Origin of the sequence: Cellulosilyticum sp. WCF-2 (assembly GCF_003990395.1) — a bacterium.
Classification (GTDB): domain Bacteria; phylum Bacillota; class Clostridia; order Lachnospirales; family Cellulosilyticaceae; genus Cellulosilyticum; species Cellulosilyticum lentocellum.
On sequence record NZ_CP034675.1, the window covers coordinates 1,634,494 to 1,661,395 of the forward strand.

At 34.3% G+C, this 26,902-nt stretch carries 16 protein-coding genes and 1 other annotated feature; of the genes, 10 read left to right on the forward strand and 6 right to left on the reverse strand.

Annotation, left to right across the window (positions count from 1 at the left end):
- Positions 1-19 precede the first annotated feature (19 nt).
- Complete coding sequence (locus EKH84_RS07045; RefSeq protein ID WP_127065752.1) at positions 20-2,056, forward strand: methyl-accepting chemotaxis protein; 2,037 nt, start codon at positions 20-22, stop codon at positions 2,054-2,056.
- Between the two features lie 170 nt (positions 2,057-2,226).
- Entirely contained in the window at positions 2,227-4,350 is a 2,124-nt protein-coding gene (locus tag EKH84_RS07050) for a methyl-accepting chemotaxis protein (protein ID WP_127065753.1), read from the forward strand.
- 107 nt (positions 4,351-4,457) lie between these two features.
- On the opposite strand, the gene adhE is transcribed toward EKH84_RS07050, so the two are convergent.
- Positions 4,458-7,073, reverse strand: coding sequence for a bifunctional acetaldehyde-CoA/alcohol dehydrogenase (gene adhE, locus EKH84_RS07055; RefSeq protein WP_127065754.1), 2,616 nt, complete (start codon positions 7,071-7,073; stop codon positions 4,458-4,460).
- Positions 7,074-7,734: 661 nt separating this feature from the next.
- Between adhE and EKH84_RS07060 the strand changes: the two genes are divergently transcribed.
- The 3 genes from EKH84_RS07060 to serS all read left to right on the forward strand — a co-directional run bounded on the left by EKH84_RS07060 (position 7,735) and on the right by serS (position 12,196).
- The gene (locus EKH84_RS07060) at positions 7,735-8,865 is read left to right on the forward strand and encodes an alpha/beta hydrolase (RefSeq protein WP_207669763.1); all 1,131 of its coding nucleotides are present in this window, start codon (positions 7,735-7,737) and stop codon (positions 8,863-8,865) included.
- A gap of 53 nt (positions 8,866-8,918) precedes the next feature.
- Entirely contained in the window at positions 8,919-10,442 is a 1,524-nt protein-coding gene (locus tag EKH84_RS07065; RefSeq protein ID WP_127065755.1) for a methyl-accepting chemotaxis protein, read from the forward strand.
- Positions 10,443-10,575: 133 nt separating this feature from the next.
- Positions 10,576-10,781: a binding site (T-box leader), on the forward strand.
- 131 nt (positions 10,782-10,912) lie between these two features.
- Positions 10,913-12,196, forward strand: a complete 1,284-nt coding sequence (serS, locus tag EKH84_RS07070; RefSeq protein ID WP_127065756.1) for a serine--tRNA ligase — start codon at positions 10,913-10,915, stop codon at positions 12,194-12,196.
- A gap of 429 nt (positions 12,197-12,625) precedes the next feature.
- Here the strand turns inward: serS and EKH84_RS07075 are convergent, their stop codons facing one another.
- Genes EKH84_RS07075 through EKH84_RS07085 form a run of 3 tightly spaced genes read right to left on the reverse strand, consistent with a single transcriptional unit; the run spans position 12,626 to position 18,868 of the window.
- Positions 12,626-14,113, reverse strand: coding sequence for a reverse transcriptase domain-containing protein (locus tag EKH84_RS07075; protein WP_127065757.1), 1,488 nt, complete (start codon positions 14,111-14,113; stop codon positions 12,626-12,628).
- On the reverse strand, positions 14,110-15,918 hold the full coding sequence (locus EKH84_RS07080; protein ID WP_127065758.1) for an SWIM zinc finger family protein: 1,809 nt from the start codon (positions 15,916-15,918) through the stop codon (positions 14,110-14,112). The genes EKH84_RS07075 and EKH84_RS07080 overlap by 4 nt, the downstream gene beginning before the upstream one ends.
- Positions 15,908-18,868, reverse strand: coding sequence for a hypothetical protein (locus tag EKH84_RS07085; protein ID WP_127065759.1), 2,961 nt, complete (start codon positions 18,866-18,868; stop codon positions 15,908-15,910). Before EKH84_RS07085 ends, EKH84_RS07080 begins: the two co-directional genes overlap by 11 nt.
- Before the next feature lie 175 nt (positions 18,869-19,043).
- Here EKH84_RS07085 and EKH84_RS07090 point away from each other — a divergent pair, with 175 nt between their 5' ends.
- Together EKH84_RS07090 and EKH84_RS07095 are read left to right on the forward strand one after the other, a co-directional pair.
- Entirely contained in the window at positions 19,044-19,499 is a 456-nt protein-coding gene (locus tag EKH84_RS07090) for a TM2 domain-containing protein (protein WP_243118651.1), read from the forward strand.
- A 240-nt stretch (positions 19,500-19,739) separates the two neighbouring features.
- On the forward strand, positions 19,740-21,446 hold the full coding sequence (locus tag EKH84_RS07095) for an ammonium transporter (protein WP_190283520.1): 1,707 nt from the start codon (positions 19,740-19,742) through the stop codon (positions 21,444-21,446).
- A gap of 204 nt (positions 21,447-21,650) precedes the next feature.
- On the opposite strand, the gene EKH84_RS07100 is transcribed toward EKH84_RS07095, so the two are convergent.
- A complete protein-coding gene (locus EKH84_RS07100) occupies positions 21,651-23,003 on the reverse strand; it encodes a D-alanyl-D-alanine carboxypeptidase family protein (protein WP_127065761.1) in 1,353 nt (450 codons plus the stop codon).
- Positions 23,004-23,203: 200 nt separating this feature from the next.
- Between EKH84_RS07100 and EKH84_RS07105 the strand changes: the two genes are divergently transcribed.
- Positions 23,204-23,848 (forward strand): TetR/AcrR family transcriptional regulator, encoded by a 645-nt coding sequence (locus tag EKH84_RS07105; protein WP_127065762.1) that lies wholly within the window; start codon positions 23,204-23,206, stop codon positions 23,846-23,848.
- 66 nt (positions 23,849-23,914) lie between these two features.
- Here EKH84_RS07105 and menA read toward each other — a convergent pair whose 3' ends face one another.
- On the reverse strand, positions 23,915-24,859 hold the full coding sequence (gene menA, locus EKH84_RS07110) for a 1,4-dihydroxy-2-naphthoate polyprenyltransferase (protein WP_127065763.1): 945 nt from the start codon (positions 24,857-24,859) through the stop codon (positions 23,915-23,917).
- Between the two features lie 186 nt (positions 24,860-25,045).
- On the opposite strand from menA, the gene EKH84_RS07115 reads away from it, so the two are divergent.
- The gene (locus EKH84_RS07115; protein ID WP_127065764.1) at positions 25,046-25,753 is read left to right on the forward strand and encodes a FadR/GntR family transcriptional regulator; all 708 of its coding nucleotides are present in this window, start codon (positions 25,046-25,048) and stop codon (positions 25,751-25,753) included.
- 25 nt (positions 25,754-25,778) lie between these two features.
- Positions 25,779-26,771, forward strand: a complete 993-nt coding sequence (locus tag EKH84_RS07120; protein WP_127065765.1) for a Gfo/Idh/MocA family protein — start codon at positions 25,779-25,781, stop codon at positions 26,769-26,771.
- Positions 26,772-26,902: the final 131 nt, after the last annotated feature.

A 26,902-nucleotide genomic window follows, 5' to 3' on the forward strand; every position in this document is an offset into this window, starting at 1 on the left:
AAACGAAGGGAGATTTAGCATGAAGGAAGGAATTAATGGAAGTTTAAAAGTGCGCAAACCATCTACTAAAATCATGGAGAAGGGAAGTAAAACACGTAAAAAATCTATTAAATCAAGGCTAATTATATCCTACGTTTTATTTGCAGCTATTCCACTACTCATTGTAAATATGGTGGCATCAGGAAGATTTACAACTACCTTAAGAAATACGAGTAAGCAGCTTACAACAGAAATGGTAAAGCAAGCAAGATCTAATCTTAATTATTTTACAAATGATATTCAAAAAAATGTCTCTAAATTTATCTTGAATAGTTTAAATGATACGAGTAATAATTTACTTAATAAATACATATCAGCAGAAGATAGTAATAAAAAAATGGCAGCGTTAAATGATATTAGGAAGCTTCTAGCTGGTATTACTGCTATTGAGAAGAATATAAGCGGTGCAATGATTGTACAAAAAGATGGAACAGTATTAGGAACTGTGGGGACCTTAAGTGAAGAAGAAAAGAAAGCCTTTGGAACGCTTGAAGTATCAAAAGATGGCCTATGGTATAGAGATGGAAAAGATAATATCTATTATTTGCAAGCAATTAAAAATAGCCTTACAGGTCAAGATAATGGTTATTTTGTAGCTGGGGTGAATATGGAAGGTTTAGAAGATGATTTAGTTAATATTGAGTTGTTCAACGGTGCGAATGTATATGCAGTAGATGAAAAAAATACTATTTTATGTGGCAAGTCTCCAGAGACTTTAAGTGATGCATTAAACACACTTCTAGCAACTAAGGAAGAAGTAAGGAGTGAAATTGTTAATAAAACCTTATATGCATATGCAACCTCTGATAATGGTTGGAAAATCATTGCTGAAATACCAGAAGCAGCACTTACTAGTTCAGTTAAGAGTGTTAACCTATTAGTATGGGGGTTGGTAAGTATTATAGCTATATTAGCTGTACTAGTAGGTTATTTGGTTTCTAAAGGCTTTACTTCATCTATTATTGAATTAATGAAGAAGATGAAAGCGGCAGAAGGTGGAGATTTAACGGTACAAGTAGAAGCAAAGGGTCAGGACGAGATGCACATGCTTTGTGTAAGCTTTAATAATATGATTGTTAATATTAAAAAGCTAATTGAAGAAACTAAGGATGTGATTCATACAACCTTGGAAAATGGAGAAGTATTAAGTAGCAATACAGAAAAATCTGTTGAGGCCTTTGAACAGCTTGCAACGTCTATTGGGGATATAACAGCAGGTTCAACGAGACAAACAGAGGATGCAGCTACTAGCTCTGTAGTTATGGAGGCTCTATCAAGCAGCATTCAGCAGGTAAGGTCTAATACACAAAATGTATTTGAAAATACTAAGGGTGCAAGACGTATGATTGAGGATGCTACAGATAGTATAGAACTCCTTAATAAAACTATGGTTTCTTCTATTAGTATGTCAGACGAGATTAAAGCAAGTATTCTGGAATTAAGTATGTTAACTAAGAGTATAGAACAAATTATGAGCTTAGTGGATGGTATTAGTGAACAAACTAATTTATTGGCACTTAATGCAAGTATTGAAGCAGCAAGGGCAGGGGAAGTAGGTAAAGGATTTGCTGTAGTTGCGCATGAGGTTAGAAATCTTGCAGAGCAATCTAAACAATCTACAGGGAATGTAAGAGTAACATTAAATACAATTCAGCAGCAGACAACTCAAGCAGTTCAACTGGTAACCAAGTCCAATGCTATTTTTAAAGAGCAAGAACATGCTGTACAAAAAGCCTATAATGCTTTTAATGAGATAATCGATAGACTTAAAAATATTGACACAGAATTAGGACTAGTAAATCATCAAGCCATAGATATGCAACAATTAAGAGATGATATGAGTAATAAAATTGAAAGAATCACCATGGTAACAGAAGAAAATGCCTCAGCTACTGAAGAAGTAAATGCCTTAAGTGAAGAACAAAAGAATGTTATGAAGAAGCTTTCAGCAATGGCATTGGAGCTTAATAAAGTGATGGATTGCTTAGATAAGAGCGTTAAACATTTTAAAGTATAAATTTTTCTAGTGGATAAGATAGGTCAAGTATAAATAATTAGAAAAAATAAGAAAAATATAAGAAAATCTATTCCCTTAACTAAAAAAATAGGTCATAATAGTAATATATGACTTTAAAAATAAGCTAAAAAAATAAAAAAAATAGCTAAAAGGTAAATGGGGGAGTGGACATGAAAAAACTAAAGCTAAGCAAGGAAGTTACAAAGAAACAGAAGAAAGTAAGAAATAAAAAGGAAACTAGCCCTAAAGTAAAGAAGATAAAAAATAAATCTAAAGAAATAAAAATTAAACCTAAAAAAGCAGGAACAATAAAGGATAAACTCATTTTATCCTATGTACTTTGTGTAGTTATTCCTTTGGTACTAGTGAATTTGTTTTCTTCTAGTCAATCTAAGTCAACAGTAAAAGAAACCAGCAGTCAGTTAGCATTAGAGATGGTTAAGCAGACAAGTGCCAATATAAGTTATTATACAGATGGTGTTGAAACAAGCATGACGAGAATTATTATTAATGATTTAAATGCTTCATCAACTAATTTAATTAATGAATATATAACTGCAATAAAGAATGAAGATAGTGATATAGGAAAGTTGAATAAGTTTAACATATCTAAGCAAATTAGAGAATTGCTTAATTATAGTGTTTCTTTAGATGAATCTATAGAAGGGTACGCTATTGTGATAGATGAAGAAAATCAAATAAGCTCTACTATAGGTATGAAGACAACCACTAATTTAGTAAGCTTTTTAGAAGAAGAAGTTGGTAATGGTACACTTTGGCGCCTTGTAAATACTGATGAAGGTAAAGAAATCTATGCAATCAGGAAGCTTGCCAATTTAAGACGAGGTAAAGCAGCAGGTATTTTAATAGCTAAAGTTGATTTAGAAGTACTGCAAGAAAAGGTAAATAGCATTAAGCTTTTTGATAATTCTAAGGTGAGTATTGTAGATATGAATGGAGAAATCGTCTGCTCTAATTCTGATATTCCTATGAGTGATGCGGTAAAAAGTAATATTAACTTTGAAGAATCTGAAAAGCCTATAACAGTTGGTAATAGCTTAGTGACTTATGCGAAAAGTAATAATGGTTGGCAAATTGTGGCTGAAATTCCAGAGAGCGCACTAACCACAGGTATTAGCCAGGTGGTTCGAGTTGTATGGCTAGTTATTGCGATAGCAGCTTTAGTAGCAGTTTTTGCAGGCGTTTTTATTTCTAGAGGTATTACTACTTCTTTAAAACAGCTTAAGGATTTAATGAAGAAAGCAGAAACAGGTGATTTAACTGTCGAAGCGAATATTAAAGGAAATAATGAATTTACTGAAGTAGGTCATAGCTTTAACCATATGATTGAGAATATTAAAGCTTTACTACAAGAAGCTAAAAATACTATTAATCATACTTTAGAAGCAGGCGATATTTTAAAGAAGAGCACTAGTAATTCGACGGAGACTTTTTCACAATTGGCATTGTCTATTGAAAATATCTCGGAAGGTTCTAATAGTCAAGCAGAGGATACACAAAATAGTGCTATTGTGATGGAGAAACTCTCTGAAAGCATTGGTCAGGTTATTGAAGATACATCTACTCTCTTTAAACATAATCAAGGAACAAGACAAATTATCGAAGAAGCTAACAAAAATATGCAACTTTTAGATGGAACTATGGCATCTACTCATACTATTTCTAATGAGATCAGTATGAGTATTAAGGAACTTAGTGCATTAACAAAGGCTATTGGTGAGGTAATGAGTTTACTAGATGGTATTAGCGAACAAACCAATTTATTAGCGCTTAATGCTAGTATTGAAGCGGCTAGGGCTGGAGACATAGGAAAAGGTTTTGCAGTAGTTGCAAATGAAGTAAGAAATTTAGCAACCCAATCAAAAGAATCCTCTAGTCATGTTAAAGAAAATTTAAGAGATATAGAGAAGAAGGTTCTACATACAGCGAATTTAGTATCTAAATCTAATGAAGTATTTAGTAAACAGGAAGTAGCTGTTAGCAAAACAAATGACTCCTTGAAGCAAATGATTAGTGGCCTACATGAAATGGGCGAAGAACTTGAAAATGTTAATAATCGCGTTAGCGAAATGACTATGTATAAAGATGAGATGGGTATCAGAATTGAAAGTATTACTACCGTTACCGAAGAAAATGCAGCAGCGGTAGAAGAAGTTAATGCATTAAGTGAAGAACAAAAAGCTGTTATGCAGCAGCTTGCACATTTAGCAAGTGAACTTATGACTAGTATTGAAACGCTAGATGCAAGTGTAGAGACTTTCATTATTAATTAAAACGTCTACTAAAATTAAAGAAGAGAAATTAAAAGAAGCTGTTACGTTTGTAACAGCTTCTTTTTGTGAGGGATTGATTGAATTGAAAGGAAATAATTAAGGATTAATTATTTACCGTAGTAAGCTTTTTTATAAAGTTCAGCAAGCTCAGTTACTTTTGGAAGTCTTGGGTTTGCTGTTGTACATTGGTCTTCGAATGCTTTGTAAGCTAATTCATCAACTTTAGCCATGTAAGTTTTTTCATCGATACCAAGTTCTTTAATAGTAAGAGGCATATTAAGCTCTTTCATTAAGTTTCGGATTGCATTAGCAAGAGATTTAACACCTTCTTCTGGCGTAGAAGCTGGAAGACCTAATGCTTTAGCAATTTCTTGGAATTTTTGTGGTGCAATATATTTTTCATATTTAGGGAAGATAACAAACTTACTTGGGTTTGTACATCCGTTGTACTCTACAATGTGTGGTAATAAAATGGCATTTGCACGACCGTGAACGATATGGAATTCACCACCAAGTTTATGAGCCATTGAGTGGTTAATACCTAAGAAGGCATTAGTGAAGGCCATACCAGCGATAGTTGATGCATTATGCATTTTTTCTCTAGCTACTGGGTCTTTAGCACCATTTTTGTATGAACGTGGAAGGTATTCAAATACAAGTTGAATCGCTTTAAGTGCAAGCGCATCAGTATAGTCAGATGCTAAGATAGAAACGTAAGCTTCAATAGCATGTGTTAATACGTCAAGACCAGTATCAGCTGTTGGAACTGGAGGTACACTCATAACAAAGTCAGGGTCAATGATTGCCACGTTTGGAGTTAATTCGTAGTCAGCAAGTGGATATTTCATATTGTTTGCTTTATCTGAGATAACAGCGAATGAAGTAACCTCTGAACCTGTACCTGAAGTTGTAGGAATAGATACCATTTGTGCTTTTTGACCAAGTTTAGGGAATTTATAAACACGTTTTCTAATATCTGCGAATTTTTGAGCCATAGCAATAAAGTCTGCTTCTGGTTGTTCATAGAATAACCACATACCTTTAGCAGCATCAAGTGCTGAACCACCACCAAGAGCAATGATTGTGTCTGGTTTAAATGAGTTCATCATTTCTGTACCACGACGTACTGTCGTTAAGTCTGGATCTGGCTCTACATCACTAAAGATTTCAATTGTTGGGTTATTAGGATTTTTATTTAATTGGTAAACGAGTTTATCAACGTAACCTAATTGAACCATCATTGGATCAGTTACGATTAATACTCTAGATACTTCTGGCATTTTAGCAAGGTATGCTATTGAACCAGCTTCAAAATAGATTTTTTCTGGAATTTTAAACCACTGCATATTCACTTTACGTTTTGCCACCCTTTTTGTATTGATTAAGTTTACTGCTGTTACGTTTTGAGTTGTAGAGTTACATCCGTAAGAACCACAACCAAGTGTTAATGATGGCATATTTGTGTTATAGATATCACCAATTGCACCGTGTGTAGATGGTGAGTTAACTACGATACGACCAGTTTTAAGACGACGGCTGAATTCTTTGATGACTTCATCATCAGTTGAGTGAACAGAAGATGTATGTCCAAGACCACCCATTTCAACCATGATTTCAGCTTTTGTAATACCATCGTTTACGTCTTTAGCTTTAATAACTGCAAGTACTGGAGAAAGTTTTTCTCTTGAAAGTGGATACTCAGGACCTGCGCCTTCAATTTCGCAGCAAAGGATTTTAGTTTCTTTTGGAATTGTGATACCAGCCATGGCAGCAATTTCATATGGGTATTTACCTACAATAGCTGCATTAACCATACCTTTTTCAAGGTTGATAACAACTGGTTCAAGTTTTTTAACTTCTTCTTTAGTAGCAAAGTAGCAGCCTTGTGCTTTCATAAGAGCTACTGCTTTGTCATAGATAGGTGCTTCGATGATAGCCGCTTGTTCAGAAGCACAAATCATACCATTATCGAAAGACTTACTTAAGATAATATCATTTACAGCTCTTTCAACTACAGCTGTTTTTTCAATGAAAGCAGGTACGTTACCAGGACCAACACCAAGTGCAGGTTTACCAGTTGAGTAAGCTGCACGAACCATTGCAGAACCACCTGTAGCAAGTACTAATGCAACTTTTGGATGATTCATCAGAGCATTAGTTGCTTCGATTGATGGATGTTCAATCCATTGTACACAGTTTTCTGGAGCACCAGCTTTAATCGCAGCATCTCTTACAATACGAGCAGCTTCAGCTGAACAGTTTTGAGCTGATGGATGGAAACCAAAGATGATTGGATTTCTTGTTTTAAGAGAGATGATGGCTTTGAACATTGTAGTTGAAGTTGGGTTTGTTACTGGAGTAACCCCTGCTACAACCCCTACTGGTTCAGCCACTAACATATAGGCTTCATCATCATTATCTTCGATGATACCAACTGTTTTATCATATTTAATGCTGTGATAAATATATTCTGTTGAGAAGATATTTTTAGTTACTTTATCTTCAAAGATACCACGGCCAGTTTCTTCAACTGCCATTTTTGCAAGATGCATTTGATTTGAAAGCCCAGCAAGAGCCATAGCTTTTATGATTTCATCGATTTGTTCTTGGTCAAGTTTAAGCATTTCATCTAAAGCAACAGATGCCTTTTGTGCTAATTCATCTACCATTTTTACTGCATCAATTACTGGTGCGTCAATTTTTGCTTTTTTGTTTTCAGACATTTAAGTAAGCCTCCTTGATGTAAACAATATAAGTTTATTATGTGATGTTTCTTTTGAAAATATGAAACGTGTAAGTGTATTGAAGTGTTATTTTTTTAACAATTGATTTGTTGAAAAAATGTAGTTGTTTTTCGAAGTGTTCTTCGTTTTGACTACAAATTGATGTTAACATAAGGAGAATAAGTTGTCAATAATTTAACATACTAAAAAATAAGTTTTTTATGTATACAAAGACAGAAAAAAATATACAAGTTAATGAAAGTAAGAGACTGAATTAAGAATAGAAAGGAAATCTACTAAACAATAATGTTAAAATAATAACGAAATAATTGGCGAAAAATCTTTTTATCAAACAATAAGTGGATAGTATAAAAATACAAATTATTGATAAATGATGACATAAAAAGGACCTAGGTTTCAGGGGGAGAAACCTAGGCTGAGGGGGGATTTAGCGATGTACCTCACACTTGGTACGATAGTATTATTGCCCGTGAATTTTATTTATATACATATTTTGAAAATAAAATATCATAATAAAAAAATAGTTAAAATTGGATTTAAAAATAAAATATGTAATTAATATATAGTCAACCTATAATATGGAACGAATGAAATGTCGATATAAAAGTTAGAAAATTTAAAAGATTCGAGGGTATTTGGGATGAAAAAAGAAAATAGATGGGGAATAAGTTGGATTATATATATTATAGGAATAATGATACTAGTGGCCTTGTCTAGCTATGCCATGTTAATCTGTGAAAATAATATAGGGGGTTGGATAGGGCTAGGTCTCATTATTATAGGCTCAATTATTATACGTAGCAAAGTAGCATGGAAAGGGATAAAGGGTTTTTTATTTTGGGTGTTAATCATTGTTCTTATAATTGTCGATTTCCAGTTAACAAAACAAGTAAGTTTATCAGGGGCACTTTTGAGAGAATTGGTAGCAGCAAAAAGTGCTGCTAATGCAAACTATATGAATGAAGCCGATTGGAGCGCACCAAGTGGTTATGTTGTAGAAAAAACGAATCTAGGAAGTTTGCCTATAGAAAAGCTTTCTAAAGAAGAGAGTAATAGTCAAAGAGTGATCTTGCAACTACACGGTGGTGCTTATGTTATGCCTTTAATTAATTCTTATCGAGATATAGCTATTAAATACTCACAAGCTAATGAAGATTGTGATGTAGTTACTATTGATTATAGAGTAGCACCTAAGGATATTTATCCAGCAGCACTCGAGGATGCAGTTGCAGCATATAAATGGTTAATGGAGCAAGGCTATAGTAATGAAAATATTATAATTACAGGTGATTCAGCAGGAGGTGGATTAGCATTAGCAACTACTCTTTATTTAAGAGACAATGAAGTACCTTTGCCTAAAGCAGTGATTGTGATGTCACCTTGGGCTAATCTAGAGAATACCTCACCTTCACGAACTGACAATTATGATAAAGATCCGTGTCTTGGACAAGGTTTACAAGGGATAGCCCTTCAAATTAGTAATCCTGATTATGTAGGGGAGCATGATATAAAGGATCCGTATATATCTCCTGTTTATGGTGATTATAAAGATTTTCCACCTTTACTTGTACAAGTAGGGACGCATGAAATACTTTATGATGATGCTATAGATGTAGCAAAAAAAGCAGAAGCAGCTGGAGTTAAGGTGCAAGAAACCACTTATAATGGAATGTTTCATGTTTTTCAAATGGCATGGCAAATAGTACCTGAAGGAAAGAAGGCATGGAATGAAGTACAAACATTTATAAAAGATGTTTATGCAGGACAATAAAATAGAAAAGAGTAAGAAAGATACTATAAATTGGATGAAAGGAAGAACATGAGATGGAGCAAATTAATGATGAAGTTAAGAAGGTAACATTATTATATAATGCAACGATGGATTATGCAGAAAGTAGAAAAAGTGTTAATAAAATAGTACTAGTTAATTTAGCCATATTAGAAGGATTAATTGCTTTTGGTGTGTTAGGAATCATAAAGGATATTAATCCTATATATACGACGTTAGTATGGGGATCAATTTTCTTAAGCATGAGTCTATCTATCTTCAAGTATAAGCAAAATCCGGAGAATCAATCTTTAAGGTGGATTAATTTCAGTAGTTTCTTTATTATGTATACGATCACCATGTTTACTTGTAACATGAAAATGCTTTATACATATATCATCCCTTTAATCGTTATTTATTATCTATACTATGATTATAAGCTGATTAAGATCATAGGAATCAGTACTATTTTATGTAATTTGATTTATGTGATAATTTCGGGAGTACTTCATCCTATTGTAGACCAAGCAAGTTTTAGAGATTTATTTATGCAGGTCATATCCATTAGTGCTGTTTGTATTACAGTTATGTTAGGTACCAAAATTGCTATACTTCTTAATGATAGTCAGACGTATCATATTCAAGAAGGTGCCGACAAACAGCAAGAATTATTAAAAGAAGTGTTAAAAACAGCGAGAGTATTAGATACAAATGCAAAGGATGTTTATGATATTGTTTCAGAACTAGAGTTATCTAGTGATATTATAAATAATGCAGTAAGTGATATTTCTAAAGGGGTTGTTAATACCGTAGGCAATATTCAAAGTCAAACAGAACTTACAAGTAAGATAGGGGATATGATTGAAGAAACCAAAACAGCCTCAGAATGTATGAGACAGATTTCAGAGGATACCATCGAGTCTATGAATAAAGGGGTAAACATAGTTGACGAGTTAGGTAGTCAAACAGACCTTTTAAATGAAAATAGTGATAATGTATATAAGTCAATGATTAATTTAAACGAAAAGGTAATAGAGATTCAACGTCTTACCAAAAATATAACGTCTATATCTGAACAAACTAATATTCTTTCTCTTAATGCAACTATTGAAAGTGCTCGTGTTGGAGAAGCTGGTAAAGGTTTTGCTGTAGTGGCTAATGAAGTAAGAAATCTAGCAACACAAAGTGGTGAATTAACAAGAAATATTACTCAGATTGTAAATGAGTTACAAGAGATGGCAAATGAGTCTGTGAAAATGATGATGAACTTTAGACAAACTAATGAAAAGCAGAATGAAAGTATTAAAGATACCGAAAAGATATTTAAAGAAACAATTGGAAATATGAGTCAGGTTAATGATAATATCAAGCTTGTATCTAATAAAGTAGAAGAGGTTTTTGAGTCTAACCAACAAATTGTTAATAGCATACATGAAATCTCGGCGGTTAGTGAAGAAACGATGGCAGGTGTAGAAGAAACAAATTTAACAACTGAGAAAAATAAAGCACGTACCAAGCAAACCAAAGCTATTGCTGAAGTACTATTAAGTACTTCTAATGAAATGAAAAAGTATCTATAAATGCAAAGCTCTAGTTTACTAATTCATTGTTAAAAAGTTTAGAAAGATCATAAGTGATGAATGCCTAGTAAAATCATAAATAACTATTGTAATCTTTGGTATTCTATTTTATAATAGATGCAAATCTTATAAAATAATAGCGATGATAAAAGAAAAGCTTAAGATGTATTTTTCAGAGAACTAGTGGTTGGTGAGAACTAGTAAATAGACTTTGGCGGTCCGCTTTTGGAGCTACTGGTGATGAATCAGAGGGAGCAGCCCTTTATAGCAGCGTTGGAGGTTAATAACTTCGGTTATTAATAAATGAAGGTGGCACCACGGGAGAGTCTCGTCCTTTTTATTCACAAAACGTTGAATAGAAGGACGTTTTTTATTGGGAAAAATTTCTATTTAGCGTATGGTTCTATAGTAGTCGGAGCCAGTTTTGTGAAGCGTAAGACTATATATTATACTTTCATGAGGTGAAGAAAATGTTAGATATCAAATTATTACGTGAAGACTTAGAAGGCGTTAAAGCAGCACTTGCTAAAAGAAGTGGTAACTACAATTTAGATGAATTTACAGAGTTAGATGTAAAAAGAAGAACCCTTCTTCAAGAAGTAGAAGCTCACAAAAGTAGACAAAATGCAGTATCTAAACAAATTCCAGCTATGAAAAAAGCAGGGGAGGATACAACTGCAATCTTTGCAGAAATGAAACAGCTTTCTGATGAAGTAAAAGTATTAGACGCAGAAGTAAAGGAAATTGATGAGAAAATCTCAAATATTGTTATGAGACTTCCAAACCTTCCTAATCCACTTGTGCCAGTTGGTAAAGATGATACAGAGAACTTTGAAATGCGTAAAATAGGAGAGCCAATAAACTTTGACTTTGAAATCAAAGCACACTGGGATCTTGGTGAAAACTTAGATATTCTTGACTTTGAAAAAGCAGCTAAAGTAACAGGTTCTCGTTTTGTATTTTATAAAGGGCTTGGTGCTAGACTTGAACGTGCGATTATGAACTTTATGCTTGATATGCATGTAGATAAGCATGGTTATACAGAAGTATTTCCACCACTTATGGTTAATCGTGCAAGTATGACAGGTACAGGTCAGCTTCCTAAGTTTGAAGAAGACGCTTTTAAAGTAGTAGATACAGATTACTTCCTTATTCCAACAGCTGAAGTACCAGTAACCAATATGTATAGAGATCAAATTTTAGATGGTAAAGACTTAGTGATTAAACACTGTGCGTACACACCTTGCTTTAGAGCAGAAGCTGGTTCAGCAGGTCGTGATACAAGAGGAATCATTCGTCAACACCAATTCAATAAAGTAGAAATGGTTAAATTCACAAAGCCAGAAGATTCTTATGATGAACTTGAAAAACTAACAAATGATGCTGAAGATATCTTAAAAACACTTGGTCTTCCATATAGAGTAGTTAGACTTTGTACAGGAGATTTAGGTTTTAGTTCAGCTATGACGTATGATATTGAAGTTTGGATGCCAAGCTATGGTCGTTATGTAGAGATTTCAAGCTGTTCTGACTTTGAAGATTTCCAAGCAAGAAGAGCTAATATCAAATTCAAAGATAACAAAGAAGATAAAGCAAGATTTGTTCATACTTTAAATGGTAGTGGTCTTGCAGTTGGACGTACTACAGCAGCAATCTTAGAGAACTTCCAACAAGCAGATGGTTCTGTTATTATTCCGGAAGCACTTCGTCCATATATGGGTGGGATAGAAAAGATTGAAGCCCCTCAAAAATAAAGTTAGGTAGTTAATGAAGGTTATAGTTCGAAAAATATTATAAAATTTTACAAAAAGAAGTGTCATACAACTTGTGGATGTGAGTTGTATGACACTTCTTTTTGTGCCGCTAGGCATTGATCTATAAATTTCTTGCTAACAAGCCAATGATTAGGTTATGACACTTCAGCGTAGCGCCACTACTGTCACATAACCGCAGGATAGGTTTTAAATGTGCACAGTAGTGGCAGCGTAGCGAATTGCGCAGAGCCTAGTGAAGTATGTAAGCTATATGACGCACCACGGCGAAACACCGTAGCATAAAGGCCAAGAAATTTATAGTACACAATTTGGATAGTAAAACTATAACATGAAAAGTGATGGAATTCAATAATAATTGTAAAAAGTGTATAATTATTTAACGTGTAATGTAAGAAAAATGATATAGTGTTAGAAATGAGCTATTACACTTAAACCAGCTTCAATAATAGTTTTGTAGCGTTCAGGATTGACACTTTTAAGCCAAGAGGTTTTACCTTGAATTTCTTGTGATAACGAAGTAGGAATAGGCTGACCTATTTGGTTAAGGAGTTTGGCGTGATGAATGGCAGCACGAAGATTTTTGACCCACTTTTTAGGAACGCCTATTTCTTCATTATTAATAACGATGCCTGTTAAACATTGCCTGTTATGAGGACGAAGTATTTTCGTTTTTGAAGCTTTAATATGAAACCCTTCATCTTCTACAATGAGACTTACTAATCCTAGAAACTGCCCTAACTTAAGATTTTCCTCAGCTTCGTTATAGCTAAAGCTCATATCATCAGCATATCTAGAATAGGTCAGCTGATAGGTAGCTGATAGGCCCTTTAAACGATGGTCTAGATTTTTACAAATAATATTGGTAATCATAGGGCTTGCAGGAGAGCCTTGAGGAAGTATGCGAGGTGAAGTTTTTACATATTTAGTAGTTCCACTTACTTCAATAGTCATGCGCTCACAATAGGTGCAAAGCATAGCTAGTAAAGAAGCGATATAACCTGAGTAGCCAAAGCTTTTATACATACCTCTTACTCGCTCAAAGGTAAGGGTAGGAAAGAAGTTTTCTAGGTCCATGGTAATCAATAATGTAGGCGCTTTTATGTGGGCCTCGGCACTAGAAACAACAGAGCGATTTTTAATAAACCCATGAGCTTCTTCAGCAATAGGTAATTTTTCTAGTATTTCTACTAGAATTTTTCTTTGAACCTGTTTTAAAAGGGGCTTAGGGGCAGCTATTTGGCGAAATCCGCCTTTTTTCTTAGGTATTTCATAGCGATAGTAATGGTCAGAGGTGACCACATCACGATGATAAGTAAGGAATCTTAGCTCTGTATAGGTAAGTCCCAGAAAACTAGCTAGCTGATGATCTGTTTCGATAAGGGGGAGACCTAAACTTTCTAATTTGCTAGTATGGGTCAATTTGTCTTGCAGACCACTAGAGTAACCTTTACCGATAAAAACAATGTTTTCAGTTTTTGCTTTTTGCCAAGCGGCTGATTTTTCAGCTTGGGCTACTTCGCGTTCTTTTTTACGCTCAGCTCGTCTAGCTATTGACTCTGCCATAATAGTTTTGGCAATGTCTTGGCGGATTTTTTCATAATCCCAGGTGGCAGTATATTTCTTTTTTAATTCCTGAAGCTTAAGATTAATGGCCTCTTTTTCTCCATAAAGATTGGCCAGGTCATTACTAAGCTTGTCGTATTCTTTTAATAGTGCTTTTCGCTTTTCATAATCTTCTTTAGTTTCAGCTTTTTGCTTTTCATATGGTGTAGGTAAATTTTTAGGCCAAAAGCCGTATTCCTGCATTTTTAATAAAGTAAATTCCTTTTTACCTTTTTGACTTACTTCACTTCGATAACTTTGTCTTTGATTTTGTGAATGTGTTTGATCTATCATAATAACGTCTCCATAATATCATTTATTTTATAAACCTTATGATATTCTAAATCTAGCTTTAAAAATTTTGAGGACATCATATATAAAGCAAGAATATGAGCACAAGGCGCAGAGATATTTCTAGGACCTTTTTGGAAAGCTCTACAGTTGCAGTTTACCATGCAAATCTCACCATCATTATTAATAGAAAGAGTTGTATCCGTTAAATCAAATTCTCTTTCATAGTCAGGGGTATTTCTAAAATTCCAGCGGTGATATTTTTCATTAGGCATTTGAAGATGATGGGTAAAAGTAAAGATTTGTTCTGGATTAAGCTGAGCCGTAAAATAATCCATTCCTTCATTTAAATGATTTTGTACCTTTGTTTCAATAGGTGTTGTCTCATATAAGGCTAGAGGAATAGGTGTATTACAAAGCTGTCTAAAACGAATAAGACCATGGACTAAGTCAAAGTAGCCCTCACCACGTTTTAAGAGGCTACCAATGCCAGCTTTGCAAAGCGATTTAGAGTCTTCCGGAATCAAGTGATAGATTTGATCAAAGCTTAAGGCACGCTTTTCTTTTAAAAGCTTGTAGATTTTTGGATAATTACCTTCACCAATAAAACCTGCCATAACATTAAAGGCTGTCCCTTTGACCCAATCATTACTAGACCAAGAGGATAAACCGATTGTAAGTTTCATAGTACCTAAGTCAGCTGTAATAAACTGAGGCATACCAAAGCCCAGAAGTTTCACTTTAAAGCTTTTGGCTAAAGGAATTAATTTTTCGGCCACCAGAAAACGGCGTCTGCCCCAAATCTTTTCCTCGCGTTTTTTGCTTCCAGTATAATAGGTTTGTAAAGTAAGAACTGTTTTAAAAGGTTCAAAGACAATTTCAATAGGCTTATTAGGTGTTAGCACCCATTTCATATAACGAGGACTTTTATGAGCTTTATGTCTTTTCAAAAAGCTACAAATGTCATAAAAATCAATAGGTGATAAGTCTAGTTCTAAACCATCTAAGCTAGCAGCTGCAGAGACCTGATTAAAGCCTTTAATCCAAGTTTCAGGTAAGTCAATTTTCTTTTCTAAATGTTCAGGTAGGACACCGCTAGCTACAGTAAAGCCACCAGGATTAACAGAAAGAACTACATCATTATAGGTTCGAAAGCGTTCCATTTCCTGAGCAAGTTTGTAAGAAAAGTCAATATTGGTAGTGCCCAGCTTAGGAGGTGCTAAGAGTTCAAATTCCTCTTTGTCTATGGATAAGATACCATAAATAGATTCATCTAAAGAAAAAGCCTCGAAAGATACTTGATCTTCATGAACTGTAATAACAGGATCTAAAACAAACCAGAGGTCTAAATCCTTGTTTTTGATATATTGCCAAAAGCTACGTTCTAGCTTATAGTAGTCTTTCCAAGTATCAGAAGCATCAATTTCTTTCTTTAAAGCAGCTTTTACCTCTAGTAATTTAGCAATTTCATCATCTTTTGAACCAAGTGCTTCTATGGTTTCATCAATATCTTGAGAAAGAGAAGCTCTTAACTGAGGGGCATATTGGTCATGTAATACAACACGGCGTTCAATTTCTCTATCTAGCCAGTCAAAAAATTCTACACGCTCTTTTTTAGCGGGCCTTGCATCTGAAATAACAATTTGTCTAAGCATAAGCATAGCATCACGAAAAATGAGAGGGTGCTTTAAACGTCCTAAAAAGGAAACTTGCTCACTTCTTGAAAGATCAGGACTAAGGCCTAGAGTTGTTTGATTATTTTCTTGGGTGCAAAGAGAAGGACTTGCATAATCATAATTAACTTTCATAAGCTGAGAACTCCTTTCTGATTTGGGCGAGACTCATTAATGCACGCTCACTGTCTCGTTTAATATTTGAACCACCAATGGCTAAAAGTTCGGCTTCAACGACTTCCTTAAAACTAGGATTTTGTAAAACAAATGAAGGAAGCAGCTTGTAGATGATATCTTTACTTTTTGAAATCTTATTAGGTAGTAGCAAAAGGGTTTTTACATAATACATGAAGGTCTCAGCATTTTCTGTACTTAAGTCCTCTAGAATAGCATCTATTTTATGACTGATATAAGCTTTGACTTCACTACTAGGATGTTCTAAAAGCTGAAGGATAAAAGTCTTAGGAATAAAATCACCATACAGCTTATCTAAATTTAAAAGTCCATAGTTATAGACCTTAGGCAGAGGCGAATCAATGATAAGCTGATGTGCTAATACAGAAGCTTCTTGAGGCAAGGCTTCAAATACACTAGTAGCTAAATCATTAAGTACGACCACGTCAGACTCCAGCATAAGAAGTAAAAGCGTAGGTCTCTGCGGTAAGGTGCTTTGTAATTTTTCTAATAAAGTAAGTAAGGTTTTTATCATAGGGGGATTACCTTCTTCTAAAATGAGCTTGAATGCTGCATCAGAAGGTAAGGTTTGCTCCTTAATAGCGGTTAATAAAGCTAATAGATGCTTTTGACGCTGAGCTACAGGCAAGGCAGTTTCTAGATTTCCGTCACCTTTAAGAAGTACTTCTAAGGTATCTTCATTAAAGGAGAAAAGGAGGCATTCAAAATAATTTAAGAAGCTAGAAGAAAGCTTTGGTACCTGACTAAGTACATTTCTTATATGCATCATAACATAGCTGGCTTTTTCGAAAGATAAGCTTTCTAGCTTGTGAGCTGATAGCATAAGGAGTTCTTCAAGTTCGCTTGTAAGCTTTGGGGTTTCGTCTTTAAAAGTAATGAGTTTTTCGGTTAAAGCGACGATGAAATCTGCATACTGATTCATATCTAATGCCATTAGCTCACCTTGAAGGGTCTCTAACCAGCCATCAGCGTGTTCTAATAAAATACATTCTGTTAGCAAAAGAGGAGAGAAAGAGCCGTTAATTTGTGATATATATTGAAGTGCAAGCGCTTTGATTTTTTCGTTAGATGTATCCATTAAAGCTAGCAGCAACTTTGGTTCACAAGTGGTACAAGCATTAAGTCTTTCATTTAAATACTGCATAAATAATTCTGCCAAAGGTAAAAAAGCTGACTGGCTAAGAAGAATAAGCTGCTGATGAGAAAGAGTGGTTACTAGCTCAGTTGTAGTAGGAGATTCTTTTATGATGTAGTAACAGGCTTTCTGAATAGAAGGAATTTGTGCATGACTAGCAATGTAAAGGACATCTTCTAAGTGTTGATCCCATAGCTCCTTCATCATTTCATAACGTCCATTTAGTTTTATCAGCTGATCTTCACTAAACCAACTATATCTATTGCGCCAATTGGTAGGTGGCTTTTCAGTGAAGTCATGATAAAGGTAACGGCGAATAAAATAGTTAAACTGAAAATTACCAGGGAATCTACAAAGATAATCATCACAGGTATAGCTAGGCAGTAAGGATTTCATAGCAGCTATAAATAAGTCAGGTTGGTTTTTAGCATAATCATCTATGGTGCGCCTTACACTTCCAATAAGATAGTTATAAGCTTTTGTTTTACCTGAGCCTTTAAAGTAATATCTAAGTCTAGGTGAATCTAGGTAATAGGCTAATTTCCCAACTACATCAGCTAAGTCATAGGAAATGGCTTCTTGAAGTGTATTTTTAAAAGCTAAAATATTAAGATCATAGCCATCGGTATAAGGGCCTACTTTATAAAAGGCGGGATAAGTCCTTTTAATAGAGGTACGAAGCTCCCGGTCATATGTCCAGTAATCTTTCTTAAAAACACCTTGATTAGCAAATGTATGATATTGAGCACCAGAGAAATGTTTACCTTCAGCAACTGGTTTGCCTTGAATATTGATTAAATGCAAATCTGCATCAGGCAGCATCTTATAAATAGTTTGGAGGCGTGCTTGTTTTGACTTAGGATCTAATGTGTGAACATAAATATTAGCACAACGCAAAACACCTTGACTGTAGCTTATACTTTCAAAGTTAATAGGATTTTTAAGAAGTTCCTTGGTTTCTTCTATTAAGATAGGATTTTTACGTTTTGCAAGTTCTAGGCAAAGTCCTGAAATAAGCTCGGAGCTCCCAATTTTAAATAGCAATTGTAAAAGCTCAGCAGGTGGATTTTGATCAAGCAACGCATTTAAATATTTTTTTCTCATATACAAAAGCGGATGGGAAAGGATTTTGGACATCTCAGAATAATATTTAAAGGTATCACCTGAAAGTTTTAGAAAATCATTAGGGTGCTTAGCTAAGGTGAAATTAGAAAATACTAACCCTTGTTTTTCTAACTGCACCACATAGTATTCATAAGGTGGTGGATTAAAGTAAGTGAAAGTTGTAGGAGCCTCTAGTGGCTTAAAACTTTCTACAAGGCTATTAGCATCTGTATGGTAACGCCAGTCATAAGATACACCTTTTTTATAATACATTTTTTTCTGCTCATCCTCAGTAAGTATTTTTAAAGCCTCAAAGCTAGGTAAGTGACCTTTATGGCCTTTAAAAATAGCATAGTGAGTATAAGTCACTTGTTCATCTAGAAAAGAGGATTGAGTCGGGATAATAGCCTTAGGTGGATCAGGGTTCTGAGTGGCAGAGGAGCTAAATAAAGATTTGAATAAAGAACCGAGGAATCCTGTTTTGTCGGAGGAGATGGTAGAAGTAGCCGCAGGTGAGCTAGTAGTTTCATACTGATGTTCCCCATAGAGCACTAAGAAGCTAGGATTATGATTATTATCCCAACCCCATAGAATCAGGTTTCTAATGGGAAGATAAGGTTTATTCCATTGTTTACGATTTGGATTTGACATAATAATAACCTACCTTGTATGAGTAATTTGTAAAAGATTATTTAGAATATTTTAACATATGTATAGAGGATATACAATTTTTAAAACTAGAATAATAGTGGTACTAACATTGAAAAGATAAAACCAATCATGGTAAAATGAAAGTAATATGAGATAGGAAAAGAGAGGAAAACCTATGAAATGTAAAAATTGTGGGCAAGAGCTAGGGGAACGAGTAAAGGTTTGTCCTATATGCCAAGCAGAACAAGGAATAAATGAAGTAAGCAATAGGTCACAAGAACAAATGCAAGAGGACTTAATGAATGAGCAAGAAGGAATTAATAAAATATTCCAGCAAGATTATTTAAACAAAGTAAGCCTTCAAAATGAAATGAGTGGTCATGAAAAGGAAGTTTTAGAGGAAGAAGTTTATGAACATCAAAAGTCTAGATTAATCGCTGGGTTACTTCAACTTTTTTTAGGTGGATTTGGAGTGGGAAGATTTTATTTGGGTTACACAGGGGTAGCAGTAGGCCAGTTATGTACCCTACCTTTGTTTGGAATCGGATATATTTGGGGATTTATTGATGGTATTTTAATTTTATGTGGGCAACTAGATTTAGATGCAGATGGGGTGCCACTAAAAGGTTAGAGATTAAACAAATAGTAAATTGAGATATGAATCTTTACGAAATCTTAACACAAATTAGCACATAAAAGTGCTATGCTAATAGTTAATAGCAAAGGCGCTATAGATGAAAATCTATAGCGCCTTTTTTATTTTTTAAGCAGCTGAAAATAGACTAGAAAGTAACAAGCTTTGACTTACTAGAAGACCGCGAAGTAGTGACGGTGATGATTAATAAGAAAATAGATTCGATATAAGGGGGAAATGAGTATGTATTCATCAGTAAGTGTCATTTGGGTATTAGTAGCAGCAGCGTTAGTATTTTTTATGCAAGCAGGATTCGCTATGGTTGAAACAGGTTTTACTAGAGCCAAAAATGCAGGAAATATTATTATGAAGAACTTAATGGACTTTGCCATTGGTACACCTATTTATTGGCTATTTGGTTTTGGATTAATGTTTGCCGGAAGTAGTGCCCTTGTGGGGGGAATTGACCTATTTAGTATGGGGGATTATGCTTCGGTTCTACCAGAAGGTATCCCTAAGTATGTATTTTTTATTTTCCAAACCGTTTTTTGTGCCACAGCAGCAACGATTGTATCTGGTGCCATGGCAGAGAGAACGAAATTTATTTCATACTGTATTTACAGTGCAGTCATTAGTGCAGTTATTTATCCTATATCTGGTCATTGGATTTGGGGTGGAGGTTGGCTTTCACAATTAGGTTTCCATGATTTTGCTGGGTCTACAGCAGTTCATATGGTGGGAGGTGTTGCAGCACTTGTTGGTGCTAAGATATTAGGACCACGAATTGGTAAGTACGCTAAAGATGGTACAGCTAAGGCAATACCAGGGCATAGTATTACCCTTGGGGCATTAGGAGTTTTCATTCTTTGGTTCTGCTGGTTTGGATTTAATGGTGGGTCTACGGTGAGTGCAGAAGGTGATGAAGCACTTATGGCTATGGGATCTATTTTTACAACTACTAACTTAGCAGCAGCAGTAGCAACAGTAACAACTATGATTATTACTTGGATTCGTTATAAAAAACCGGATGTATCCATGACATTAAATGGTTCTTTAGCAGGACTTGTAGCTATTACAGCAGGATGTGATGTGGTAGATCCTATGGGGGCATTCTTTATTGGTATTATTGCAGGCTTTGTCGTAATTTTTGGTATTGAGTTTATTGATAAGGTATTAAAGATTGATGATCCTGTTGGTGCCATTGGGGTTCATGGCTGTTGTGGAGCAGTAGGAACTATTTTGACAGGGCTTTTCTCTACTTCAGAAGGACTTTTTTACGGACATGGCATTAAATTTTTAGGTATTCAAATATTAGGAGTTGTATCAGTCTTTTTCTGGGTAGCAATTACCATGACAATTGTGTTTTTGGTTTTAAAACACACAGTTGGTTTAAGAGTAACACCAGCAGAAGAAATAAGTGGTCTAGATTTACCAGAACATGGTCTAGTTAGTGCTTATGCAGATTTTTATACTATGAATGGGGGGGCTATGGGAGAAGTTGCTACAACAAAGGATAAAGCGAAAGTTAGTCCAGAGGTGGCTGTTCCTGTAGAGCGTGCATTAAAACCTACAGAAGTAGGTTCTGATGTAAAAATGACTCAAATTAGAATAATAACTAAAGAAAGTCAATTTGAAGCTTTAAAAGCAGCCATGAATACTATTGGTATAACAGGAATGACAGTTAATCATGTATTAGGATGTGGTATGCAAAAAGGTGCTACTGAATATTATCGTGGTGTACCTTTGGAACTTAACTTACTTCCTAAAATCCAAGTAGACATTGTAGTATGTAAAATTCCAGTAAGTACAGTGGTTGAAGAAGCTAAACGGGTACTATACACAGGACATATTGGAGATGGTAAGATTTTTGTTTATGATGTAGAAAATGTTATCAAGGTTCGTACAGGTGAAGAAGGATATGAGGCCCTCCAAGATGTACAATAAATAGACAATAAAGTAAAAAGCTGTAGGCACTAACAATGTCTACAGTTTTTTTATTCTATTTAGCTAGAGATGATTATACGATTAAGAGGACAGTGCCAATCACTTTTCTTTTATACGATAACATATTAATTTTTATATTAATGAATAGCACATGTCGTTATGAGGTAAGACTGAATAGTTATCATGGTTTCTAACTAGTTGCTATTAAGATACTGGCAAACCATAGGAATCATAGCGCTTAATAATATCATTAACCTTTGAAACAATACATAGGGCGTTTTCATAAGATAAAGGTTCGTTAGCACCAAAATAACCATTTTCATTAATACTCATAATACCTATATCTACACAAAATTGAATAGCTTTTGCATAGGAATCAGTGGTTTGGTCTAGATCAACAATAGTTTTTGAAGGTAAGATATTAGCTAAATCTAATTGGCTTAAAAATTGATAAAGGACTTTGGCGGCTTCACCCCTGGTAGTTTTAAGGTTTTCTTTGTAAATAGAAGAACCATTAAACTGAATTATATTTTCTAAAAGTGAATTGTAGCTTGTAGGGGTAGCACTCTTGAGTAAAGTCACAAATTCACGTTTTGTAATAGGAGAGAGGTAGTTATGAGTGGTATTAGTAATCCAACCTTCTTGTAATGCCTGAGTTACATAGGGCTTTGCCCAGTTAGAATACGTATGGTTAGTAAGATAGTCGAAGCCCTTTACATGAGTAGATAAAGTAAAGTTACTAGCACCATACTCAAAGAGTTTATTCATATCTTCAAACTGATTAGGCGCATCGGTTCTCATAACCACACCAATGAGTTCAATATTATCATAAACGGCCTTTGCCACTAAAGTACGTCCTGCAGGTGTATGATAGCCAGTCTTTGAAGCCACTACATGAGGATTATAATAAGGGCTATTTTTATCTAATAAAGCAGAGGTATGTGTAAGGGGAATAACCACATCACTATTAGCTACTTTAAAATTATAGCTGCTTGTTCCAGCAATTTTAGTTAAAATAGGGTCATCAAAAGCTGCCTTAGCAATTTGGGATAAATCATAAGGTGTCGTATAGTGATCAGGATCGTGATAGCCATGAGGGTTAATAAAATGGGAGAATAGAGCATTACTGTCAATAGCTAACCCATTCATTCGCTTAGCAAAAGCAGAGATATTCCCCTTATCTGCTAAAGCAAGGTCATAACAAACATAATTATCTGAAGCCATAAGTACAGCATACAAACCATCTAAAACAGTATATTGATCACCTACCTTTAAACCAATTTGACTACTATCAGCAGGAACCTCATCTGCAGCAGTTTGTGTTTTAGTAATAATCATATCTGTAGGTAAATCCTGAAGTACTGCAAGAGCAGTGAGAATTTTAGTGGTACTAGCAGGATAAAAGGTTTGATACATATTTTTAGAATAAATAATAGTATTGGTTTTAGGTTCTATAAGAATTGCACCATCGGCACTAATATCAGGTAGAGCTGATGCAAATAATGAATTCGAAAAAATAATAAAGCAAAGTAAAAAAGATAAATATTTTTTTTGCATTTAGGGCCCCTTTCAAAAAAATAACCATAAATCTTCTAACATTATATACTAATAGAATGTAAACATCAAACTTTATAAAAGAAAACTAAAAAATGATATTATTTTTAATAATTTTTTTTGTAAAAATGTATAAGAACCTCAAAATGGACCATACTTTAGAAGAATATAAAATGTAAAATTTGAGAGGAGATATATTTATTATGATGTATCAATCATTAGAGAATTTTTCACTAAGGAAAATTAACTATGTTAAAACTAGAACCACTATATTAAAAACAGCAGCTAACCTTTTGAAACAAAAGGAGTTTACTGAGATTACAGTTGATGAGATTTGTCAAAAGGCACAGATTTCAAGAGGTACATTCTTTAATTACTTTTCAACGAAAGAGCATATTTTTCACTACTTCATTAGAATTTTTACAGTTAAAATTGCACTTCGTATGAAGCAGTGGAAAGAGGATATGGCTTTTGAAGACAAGCTAAAAGAAGTTTACCAGTGGTTTTTAGAAGAAAAGCAATATACTAAGTTCACTAGCAGCTATATTAACTTCTTATTAACCGTAGGTGAAGAAGCTAATGAAATGAAACTTATTGATGCTGAGTTTGTTTATTTTTTTAATGGCATCAAGGAAGAAGAGTACCCTTATTATAATGAATTAACCTTAGGCAAGCTTTTTGAAGAAATGTGTGAAAAAGCTAAGGCTGGAGGTGAAATTACCTTACCTGGTACTAAGAAAGAGCTAAGTGCATTAGTGATAGGTGTTATTACAGGCACTTATTTAAGTGATCACGTTGCACCTGATAAAGAGCATTTATCTATCATGAATCGTATTTGGAAACTTTAAAAAAGCGCTGCAATGGCAGCGCTTTAATTATTTTAGTTCATTCTTTAGAAACAATTTAGTTTTTCATTAGAAAATAATACCTAATATAAGCGTAATGATATACGAGCTACTAAGTAGTAAGAAGTTCTTTATAGCGAAGACAAAAGTATCTCCTTTAGTTTGCAATTCTTTAAACAGGGCAATATTTTTACGAATTGGAACAAGTGTAATTAAAGTAAATAAGCAAAACCAAGGAAGGTAACCTAATACAGCACTAATGATAATCGCAACATAACTTAAATAATAAAGGGCTTCCCATAAAATAAGTCCAGCTTTTTTCCCTATATAAATAGGTAAAGTGTAACGCTTATTAATAAGGTCTTCTGCCATATCACAAAGATTATTAGCAAGCATAATATTTGCGATACAGTTAATAAAGGGAAGGCAAACTAAAAAGATGCCTATAAGTGCTTTAATATTTAGTACTAAAAGAAGTTGCCATTCATCAAAACTAAAGTTTACAATACCTTGATTAAAGACCTGAATATAAATAGCAATAAAGGGGAGAATTAATCCCATAGTAAATCCAGAAAAAATTTCGCCGAAGGGAGTTCTAGAAATCGGCAAAGGTCCGAAGGTATATAAAATCCCAATAGCAAAACAAAGGATACCAAGACCTAGTACGATGATATTTGTACGGAAAACTAAATAAAATCCTAAGCCTGTAGATACCATTAACATTACATAAATAAGAAAGCGTACTAGTTTGGGGCTAAGTCCATATGCCCCCATGGCATTATGTATCTCATAACCATACCCATCTTTCTGAAGCGCTTTAGTATAATCAATATAGTTATTAATAGCAGTAGTAGTCATATCAAAGATTAACATGCTCAAAAACATGATAATGGTATTAGTAAAATTAAACTCACCAAAGGCATAAAAGGCATAAAGCGTGCCAAATAAAAAAGGAATAACACTGGCTACCTTGGTAGGTAATTCAACTAATTTAAGAAAAGCTGAAATTGTCATAAAAACCTCCTAATGTTAGATGAATAGCAACTAATAGTATATAGGATGCATATTATTTTAACAAGATAGGGTATTAAGGGACTTATAATGAAAAGAATAATTAAAAGTTGACATAAAATACATGAGTGTTTTAAAATTGGTTATACCAATTTAAGTTTGGTCATACCAATTACAAAGGAGTTGTAGATGGAGGCAAAAGTAAGTCCAAGAGAAGTGGCAGTGAATTATATTCTAGAAAAGATTAAGCAAAAGGAGTTTAGCGAGGGAGACAAGCTTACTAATGAAAGAGCACTTGCTGAAGAATTAGGAATAAGTAGAGTCTCACTACGTGAAGCTATTTGTATATTAGGGACAATGGGAATACTAGAGACAAGACAGGGAGGAGGGACTTATGTTTGTGGCTATAAACCACATATGATAGGTAATATCATACAAACATATGGCCTTTTTGACCGCTCTCTTATTGAAGAGGTGTTTGAAGCAAGAAGCCTTATTGAAGCAGATGCAGCAAAATTAGCAGCACTTAATAGGACAGAGGAAGACCTGCTTCATTTAGAAAAATCACTGATTAATCACGAGATGACCCTTGCTTTATTTGAACAAAAGAAGGTGGATGAAAAAGAAATGATGAGGTGTGATGGGGAAGTACATTTGGGCATTGCAGCTGCTTCACATAATAATTTTATAGTACAGATGATTGAAACGCTACGTTATGTCACAGCAAAGCAAGATTATTTTAGTAAAGAAAATACAATTAATCATAATCACTTTAAAGAATCAGCCATTATGCATAGAAAAATATTTAATGCAATAGAAAACAAGGAAGTTGATAAAGCACATCAACTGATGCAAGAACACATTTCACAAGTACGTTCTGCAATTAAAAATAGTTAGCATAAGATTATAAGGAGAAAAAGAAATGAATCAAGATAAAAGAGCATTTAACTGGGCTATTTTAGGAACAGGTGTTGTGGCTAATGAAATGGCAGAGGCCTTAACGAATGCAGGAAAGAAAATTTATGCAGTAGGAAATCGTACACATTCAAAGGCAATTGAATTTGCAAATAAGTATCATATAAATAAGGTATATGATGACTTCCACGAGATGTTTACAGATCCTAAAGTAGATATTATTTATATTACGACTCCACATAATACACATATTGATTTCCTTATGGTAGCGTTGGCACATGGAAAGCATGTACTTTGTGAAAAATCTATTACTTTAAATAGTGAAGAGCTAGAACGTGCAAAGGCTTTGGCTGAGGAAAAGAGGGTTGTTTTAGCTGAGGCAATGACCATCTACCACATGCCACTTTATAAAAAGCTTAGAGCAATGGTTGCATCAGGTGTGCTTGGTGAAGTGAGAATGATTCAGCTTAACTTCGGAAGCTATAAAGAATATGATATGAATAATCGTTTCTTTAACATGTCTCTTGCTGGTGGTGCACTACTAGATATTGGAGTTTATGCCATTACCTTGGCAAGGTGTTTTATGATCTCTAAACCGAACAAGATAGCATCTCAGGTGAAATATGCACCAAGTGGAGCAGATGAACAATCAGGTATTTTGATGATGAATGATGAAGGTGAAATGGCAGTACTTGCCTTAACACTACATTCAAAGCAACCTAAACGTGCCATGATATCTTGTGATAAAGCTTATATTGAAATTATGGAATATCCAAGAGCAGCAGAAGCAACCATTACTTACACAGCTACAGGAGAAAAAGAAGTGATTCAATTGGGAGAAGGTTCTAAAGCATTACAATATGAAATGGAGGATATGGAAAGGGCTGTTGGCGGAGAACAAGATGAGATGATGTTACCTTATACGACAGATGTTATGGAGATTATGACAGCTATTAGAAAAGAGTGGGGGATGTATTATGAGGGCGAGAAAGAAAAATAATAATCTCAAAAATAGGCATATTGGGGGTGATAAGAAGCATTAAAAGAATAAATGAAAGCATTTAAAGAAGCGGTTGTCGCAAAATATATAAATGCCCAGCAAAAATGAATAATAGTTTATTTATATCAAAA